This window comes from Holdemanella porci, from assembly GCF_019052655.1.
Taxonomy (GTDB): Bacteria; Bacillota_I; Bacilli_A; order Erysipelotrichales; family Erysipelotrichaceae; genus Holdemanella; species Holdemanella hominis.
On record NZ_JAHQVB010000113.1, the window covers coordinates 1 to 2,980 of the forward strand.

Below are 2,980 nucleotides of genomic sequence, written 5' to 3' on the forward strand. Positions count from 1 at the left end.
ACCGCTGACCCTCTGCTTGTAAGGCAGATGCTCTCCCAACTGAGCTAAACCTCCAAAACTTGCCATACAAAGGGATTAAAATAAATGGAGCAGGTGATGAGAATCGAACTCACGTAGTCAGCTTGGAAGGCTGAAGTTCTACCATTGAACTACACCTGCAACAAATAATGGCTGGGGTACCTGGATTCGAACCAGGGAAATGCAGGAGTCAAAGTCCTGTGCCTTACCGCTTGGCTATACCCCAATAAGTGGTGGAGAAGGACAGATTCGAACTGCCGAACCAAAAGGAACTGAGTTACAGTCAGCCGCGTTTAGCCACTTCGCTACTTCTCCATCAACATGGTGGAGGTTAACGGGCTCGAACCGCTGACCCTCTGCTTGTAAGGCAGATGCTCTCCCAACTGAGCTAAACCTCCATGTTTTTTTATCGCAAACTCGTTTGCGCTCACTTATATTACCAAAGGATATCGGGTATGTCAACGGAATTTTTAATTTTTTTTATAAAATTTTCAAATTTTAATTCAAGAGCCTTTATATAAAGCTTTTTTATTGTTTTATTATTTATTCTTTTTTGTTCCTCAAACAAATATCCATTATGCACAACATACATTTTTGACAAAATCACTGAATATTTTTTACCAAACACAATCTTTTCTTGGATACAATCCAATCGTTTAATCAATTCAAAATCTGAAACATAATGAATATATGTATTATAATACTGACAATACTCTTTCAATTGGTTCGGCTCATCTGGAAAAACAATATATACAGGAATACCTGCTTTTTGAAACGTTGGACTCCACAACAAAAATAAATCATGATAGCTTAAAGTTTTTTCTAACTCAATAGAGTCCAGCACCACCAAAAGCGATGTATCCTTTATATTCGGTATTTGGATTTTTTCAATTTTGTTCATTTATATATGTAGGAATGCATGCATATTGTATCACAATTTAACCTGGTGTAAAATATAGGCATATATTAGGAGGGGTTACATGATTCAAATGGGAATTGATTTGGGTACAAACTACATCCGGCTTTGTACACAAGAAGATGGTCTACTATATAATGAGCCATGCATGGTTGCGCTTGATGAGCAAAATCATGTTTTAGGCATTGGTGAAGACGCTAAGGATTTAATCGGATCCATGGATCCAAATATTAAAGTAATATCTCCTTTACGTGAAAATCCAATTAACTTTGACGTTCTAGACATACTCCTAGAACAACTACTATATGAACACAAAGCTTTTCGTATGTTTCAAAAAACCGTTTTGTTGGTAAGTTATCCAACTAGTTTCAATAAAGAATCATGCGACATATTGAAAGAACACCTTGAAGATTTAGGTGCTTACCGCGTTTATTTTGAACAAGAAATCTGGATTGCTGCTATTGGCGCAAAACTCGATTTATTTTTACCCGTTGCTAGCTGTGTATTAAATATTGGTTCTTCAAACTGCGATATTGCAATCTTCCAAAACGGCAAGATGATCAAAAAATCTCGTTGCAACGTATCTGGAAGTACAATTAATATCGCCATTAAAAACTGGCTATTTAAATCCTACAACATGAATGTATCAACAAAACAAGCCGAAAAAATCAAACGTAAGATTGGACAGGTAAATATTCAGCAAGACCCCAAAAGTCTTGAAGTTGTTGGCATGGACCAAAATAGTCATGTACTAAAATCCGCTATCATTAACGAAAATCAAATAGTTGGAATCCTAACACCCTTAGTACAACAATGGGCCAACTGGATTCTACAATTTCTATCTAGCTTGCCAATCACAATGCAGCAAGATGTAAAAACTCGCGGAATCATATGTTGTGGTGGATCCATGTTAATGAATGGACTACCTTCCTATCTACAAAACACAATAGGATGTCCAATCTTTGTCACAGACGATCCAATCAATACAGTTTCTGCAGGATTAATGATTCTTTTATCCCGCATGGAAGATTAAGCTCAATTTAAGGAAAATCATTTAACATTAAACCGTAAACAGCAGAACACTTATTCATATCCTATTCCCTTTTCTCTTAATGCTGTTTCAAAAGCTCCCAATGGGAGTTTTTCTTTTTGTGTGATATAATTTGTTCCATTAGGAGGACCTTTATGAACAAAAATATCGTATCATCAATCTTATATTCAATCGCAGCCATCTGCTTATTTATATTCGCTTATAACCTGACTTATACATACCTATATATAGGTATCTTATTTTTAGCCATCGCAACAATCTATTCAAAGAAGGTTAAAAAATAATGAAAAGAAAAAACAGCAACAACACATGGCTATATACAATCTGCATTGTCTTAATAGCTATAGTATTCGGATTCTTATCCTTTATACCAGTAAATATAGAATGTATTAAGCCATTTATCGCATATTTTGATCCAACTAAATTATTATCAAACTTACCATTATGGATCTTCACAAACTGCATTATCTCACTTTATTCACATTCTGAAAAAACATCTATATTAAATACAACCCTATTCAGTATTGTTTGTTTTGTAAGTTATTCACTATTCTCAATGATTCTAACACACACAATACCAAAAGATATGTTTCTAACATGGATATTATTCATTTTAATTTGGACAATATTTAGTTATTTAGTATGGTCAGCCAATCGACAAGATACGAAAGGATGGATTCTTTCAACCATTCTTTTAGCCATACTATTTAGCACATGCTTCACTTATACAGATAACACACTATCCAGTACGACCATTTTAAATTTTTTACTCTATGTATTCCTTGTAGTAGTCTTATATAAAGGAACAAAAGAAACATTGATCATTGTGATTTTGTCTATTATTTTAGCCTTGATTCTTAGTAAAACAAAAATTCAAATAATTTTTACAAAAAGTGCTTGCATTTATTTTAACTCGGTGATATTATAAATAGGCACTTACGGAGGTTTAGCTCAGTTGGGAGAGCATCTGCCTTACAAGCAGAGGGTCAGCGGTT

4 protein-coding genes and 4 tRNA genes are annotated in these 2,980 nt (G+C 34.4%); 3 read left to right on the forward strand and 5 right to left on the reverse strand.

The features are described from left to right. Nucleotides 1–85: 85 nt before the first annotated feature. The 5 genes from KTQ83_RS11540 to KTQ83_RS11560 all read right to left on the reverse strand — a co-directional run bounded on the left by KTQ83_RS11540 (nucleotide 86) and on the right by KTQ83_RS11560 (nucleotide 919). Nucleotides 86–159, reverse strand: a tRNA-Gly gene (locus KTQ83_RS11540). Nucleotides 160–168: 9 nt separating this feature from the next. Then, nucleotides 169–244 (reverse strand) — tRNA-Gln (locus KTQ83_RS11545). Between the two features lie 5 nt (nucleotides 245–249). Further along, a tRNA-Tyr gene (locus tag KTQ83_RS11550) sits at nucleotides 250–333 on the reverse strand. A 7-nt stretch (nucleotides 334–340) separates the two neighbouring features. Continuing rightward, nucleotides 341–416: transfer RNA gene (locus KTQ83_RS11555), tRNA-Val, on the reverse strand. A 38-nt stretch (nucleotides 417–454) separates the two neighbouring features. Then, nucleotides 455–919 carry a hypothetical protein gene (locus KTQ83_RS11560; RefSeq protein WP_217256906.1) on the reverse strand — a complete coding sequence of 155 codons (465 nt, stop codon included), beginning with the start codon at nucleotides 917–919 and terminating at the stop codon, nucleotides 455–457. Nucleotides 920–998: 79 nt separating this feature from the next. Here KTQ83_RS11560 and KTQ83_RS11565 point away from each other — a divergent pair, with 79 nt between their 5' ends. The 3 genes from KTQ83_RS11565 (at nucleotide 999) to KTQ83_RS11575 (ending at nucleotide 2,913) form a co-directional block, all read left to right on the forward strand. Beyond that, a complete protein-coding gene (locus KTQ83_RS11565) occupies nucleotides 999–1,967 on the forward strand; it encodes a rod shape-determining protein (protein ID WP_117925720.1) in 969 nt (322 codons plus the stop codon). Nucleotides 1,968–2,119: 152 nt separating this feature from the next. Beyond that, complete coding sequence (locus tag KTQ83_RS11570) at nucleotides 2,120–2,269, forward strand: hypothetical protein (protein ID WP_217256907.1); 150 nt, start codon at nucleotides 2,120–2,122, stop codon at nucleotides 2,267–2,269. Beyond that, nucleotides 2,269–2,913: a hypothetical protein gene (locus tag KTQ83_RS11575; RefSeq protein ID WP_186999379.1), complete on the forward strand. Its 645-nt coding sequence runs from the start codon at nucleotides 2,269–2,271 to the stop codon at nucleotides 2,911–2,913. Before KTQ83_RS11570 ends, KTQ83_RS11575 begins: the two co-directional genes overlap by 1 nt. Nucleotides 2,914–2,980: the final 67 nt, after the last annotated feature.